A 3,772-nucleotide genomic window follows, 5' to 3' on the forward strand; every position below is an offset into this window, starting at 1 on the left:
CTGATTATTATGTGGCGGAGGAATCCAGCCGTGGCCGGCCCTGGCTGGCGTTAGGGCGCCTCCGCCACATAATCTCGTCCGACACATAAGAACGGTTATGTTGCACGCAACATAACCATACAGCGGTCATCTGTTCGTCTTCCGTGGTCGGCGCAGCAATCTTGTGAAGATGATCTGGCATGATGGCCAGGGGGTATGCCTGTTCACTAAGAGACTCGAGAGGTTCGTCTGGCCATCGGTTCCGGGCGAGCTGTGACGATCTCGTCGGCTCGGATGAGCTATTGTTGTCCGGAATCGATTGGCGCAACCCGCAAGAAACTCACGTGTCGGATAGCCGTTTTTGGTTTGAATCTGCGGCATGATCTGATTCAATGGCTTCATGATATCGAAGCTGGACGACCTTCCGTCGGATCTTGTCAGTGCCCTGGCGGCGCTGCAAGCCGAGCGTGAGGCCGGCTGCGGGCTGAGGCCGATGGCTGCCAGTAGGAAAACTGAGTATCCCCAGTGCGAGCTGGTTGGCATGCGACTTGCTAATTCACGTCGCAGAGCCAGCGAATAGAGTCGAGGAATGATCAGTTCCAGTGAGAGTGCAAGTGAAGTTCGCTTGGAGAACGCGCTGGGCGTCGGTTCATTGGCTCCGCTGATCGAAGTGGAAGGCTCGGTACGTGGCCAGGCCCTCACAAACATCGAGTGCGAGCAAGTGTACATTGTCACACTTTTAGTCGACGTTGTGTGGGCCATGTCTCGCCCATGCCGAACTTGGCGCCCTTGCAAGACAAATATAGCAGCGGAGTTGAGTTCCTCGGGATCGCGGCTGACGAACAGCGTTCAACGGCAAACGAAGCGAGAGCCAAGTTGGATCGATCATTCGACACAGCTCCATGGTGTCCTGCCTAAGGTTCTGAACGGATGCTGCTCGAACAGCGAAGAAGCGAAAGCTCTGGATGCGAGCGGATAAAATCGGGTCGACGCAGAATGCGCGAGGTATCGCAGAAGCGAGCGCTGATTGAACCAATCCTCGCCAGACTTAGATCGGCCATGAAGCGTATGGATTGGCCGATGGCCCTTTCGGCGGTGGAGGAGGTCCTTGCGACAATGCCGGAGGAGGTTACCTTGCGTGGGCTTCAAGCGGAGTTGCTGCTTCACAAGATGCACGACATGCCGGCCGGCTTGCCCGTCTTGCGCCGATTGGTTCGCGACGCAATCGAGAAGAAATCCGTGGTCTGGATGAGCGTAGCGATTCGCAAGCTATTCGATCCGTCGAAAGACTACTCCGATTTCCCGCGTGCTGAGCGCTTTGCGATGGGCCAGGAGCTGTCCGAACAAATCTTGGTGGCGAAACCGTCGCAGGGCGGCGAGGGTGCGAAGTTCCTGTCCTATGGAGCGATTGCACAGTATTACTATGAGGCCGGTAAGAGGAAGCAAGCAATCGAATTGGTCGAGCTGGGGTTGAAGTGGCTGGATGCAGCGCCTGCCGTGGATGCAGCAAAAACGGACCTCGTGCAATGCTCTCTCCAGGCGTTGGCCACCGGCAGGGGTGAGAACTGTGTTCCGAAGAGTGCCGTTCGACGCCATAAAACACGTCTCTGGAAACCGAAATAGCCATGGTAGGCAGCGTCAACAATCAGTTATCATGTCTTTCAGCCTCGTTTGGCAACCTCAACCAATGCGGCATTCACATGCGGCGGTGATAGGAAACGAGGTCGGTAAACGCATGCGAGCGGGTGGGCATGCCGCGCCGGTGGATGGGCGCCGCGCTGACTTTGGTAATGGACCGCCGGCGCTGGCCACCGAGGCAGCTGGCGCTGCTATCGAGTATCGGCTGTCGCGCTCGGCTCTTCCGGCACTCGCACTGCGGGCGATCTCTCACAACCGAACGTTTCTCCCCTTTCTGTATTGGAGTGGCCACCACGGAGCGGGATCTGGCTCCCGCCGTTCCAAGAAACGCCAACATGGCGACTAGCCCATTCACCGCCGCGGTCTTTTGCGAGATCACGTTCGCCGCGCCATCAATGCGATCGGCAAGGCGATACCTATCGACCTTCGCGACCAAGCTGTCCTGTTGTTGCTCCCACCACAGGCATTCGCAACGGCGCGCTACGCGTTGTTCAGCTCCGGGATGTCGACTGGCGAGTGGCGGGGTTTTATCCGGCGCACCAAGGCCGAGCATGATCGAGTGGCCCGGCTCATCAAGGGGCACCAGCGGGGGCCGATAGTCAGCATCTGTTGCTGTCCTTCACGCCGCCCGTGAGACCATTCAAGTTACGCGTCGTGTGTTGCGAGGATCGTGTGGAGCGATGCAGCAGGGTAGGATTGAACTCGGTCGGGTCGGAAGCGCAAATCTCCTGCGCCCCAGTCGAACCACTCAGCTGGGGCCACGATGGCCGATCGACAAGTTTGCCGATCTTCTAGGCACCGAAGCATCAATGAAACGGCTCTGTATGTGAAGGTCGGCGTCGCAGCTCGCCGAGGTCGTGCTCCCCCCTTCCGGGAGGCCTCGCATGACCGCTCTTCCTCGGCGACACGGTCGGGCGCTACATCGAGCTGCGCCGTTCCCTGGGCTACGCTTCGACAAGTACGCCGGCACGCCGCGGGCGTTCGCTACGTCGAGCGATCTCAGCTGGGTGGGCCGCCGCCCGGACGACCGCGCAGGACTTCGTCCTGTCGTTCGGTGGCACCACCGCCAGCCGCGCCATCCGTCACGGCGTGCTCCGCCGATTTTACGAGTACCTGGCGGTCTACGTGCCTCAGACCGAGATCTTGGAGTGCAAAGCTTTCCCGCCGTCCAGGGGCGATTCGGCCGCCGCGTATCCTCGGTGAGGCGGAGCTGGCGTCTCTTATTGACGCCTACAGCTTCATTTCGCCAGGGAACCCTCTCGGGGGCCGCGCGCTGACGACGCTAATCGGATTGTTGGCCAGCATGGGATTACGATCGGGCGAAGTGGTCCCTCTTGATCGCGGCGACGTCGATCTGACCAAAGGGGTCGTACTCGTCTGCAAAACCAAGTTCCGTAAAGACCGCTCAGTTCGTGTTCACCGGACGACCCAAGGCAGCCCTCGATACGCCCGTGAGCGCGATACCATGGTTTCCTGGCCCAAAGGTGAGGCCTTCTTCCTCCGTTTGCGAGGCGGCCGTCTGTCGGCGACAGGCCTGCAAAGCAACGTCTCTAAGGCCCACAAGCTCGCGGGTCTTGACAAGGGCAAGCCTCGGCGAAACGGGCGAGTGGCGAGAACCGGCGCTCGCGTGTCCGAAGCGACCGGCGTAAACGTGCGCAGGTTCTGCTTCACGGCAAGGGAGCCCGAGATCGCCTCATGCCCTTCCTAAGGATCTAGTGCGCGTCGTTGGCGGGCCTATTGACCGAACACGGTCGCGTCCATCATGAACCGCGGCCGATCTTCGTCGCGGCCACAACGAGCGCCCATGCGCGGCGGAAGTTCTGGGCGTTCACTTGCGACGAAATCGCCGATTGCCGCGGCGGCGGTGCACAGAACTGGCGAGCCAGTTTCCTCAATCCGGGCACCAATCCCAGTTGCGCTGCTTCCGCCGTAAGGCGCTCACCGGCAGTTCCGGCACAGGTGAATAACGCCGCGATCTTCCGAGGCCTTGACCTGCCACTGCGCATTTCCTCCAGAAGGAGTTAGAGGCCGGCCCGAAGAAGGACGGACAGATGAAGCGAGCAAGGTTCACGGAAGAGCAGATTATCGCGGTATTAAAGGAGCATGAGGCTGGGGCGAAGACAGCCGACCTGGCTCGCAAGCACGGTGTTTCCGA

4 protein-coding genes are annotated in these 3,772 nt (G+C 60.0%); all 4 read left to right on the forward strand.

Annotated features, from left to right (window positions below; translation table 11 throughout):
- Nucleotides 1–169: 169 nt before the first annotated feature.
- Nucleotides 170–256: a hypothetical protein gene (locus OWC48_RS45720; RefSeq protein WP_282525886.1), complete on the forward strand. Its 87-nt coding sequence runs from the start codon at nucleotides 170–172 to the stop codon at nucleotides 254–256.
- A 782-nt stretch (nucleotides 257–1,038) separates the two neighbouring features.
- Nucleotides 1,039–1,602 carry a hypothetical protein gene (locus tag OWC48_RS45725; protein WP_282525884.1) on the forward strand — a complete coding sequence of 188 codons (564 nt, stop codon included), beginning with the start codon at nucleotides 1,039–1,041 and terminating at the stop codon, nucleotides 1,600–1,602.
- A 1,318-nt stretch (nucleotides 1,603–2,920) separates the two neighbouring features.
- Nucleotides 2,921–3,325 (forward strand): tyrosine-type recombinase/integrase, encoded by a 405-nt coding sequence (locus OWC48_RS45730; RefSeq protein WP_282525885.1) that lies wholly within the window; start codon nucleotides 2,921–2,923, stop codon nucleotides 3,323–3,325.
- Between the two features lie 343 nt (nucleotides 3,326–3,668).
- A partial coding sequence (locus OWC48_RS45735) for a transposase (RefSeq protein ID WP_282525887.1) occupies nucleotides 3,669–3,772 on the forward strand: 104 nt, incomplete at its 3' end.

The sequence above is a fragment of the Bradyrhizobium sp. Arg816 genome (genome assembly GCF_029989365.1).
In the GTDB taxonomy this organism is placed as follows: domain Bacteria; phylum Pseudomonadota; class Alphaproteobacteria; order Rhizobiales; family Xanthobacteraceae; genus Bradyrhizobium.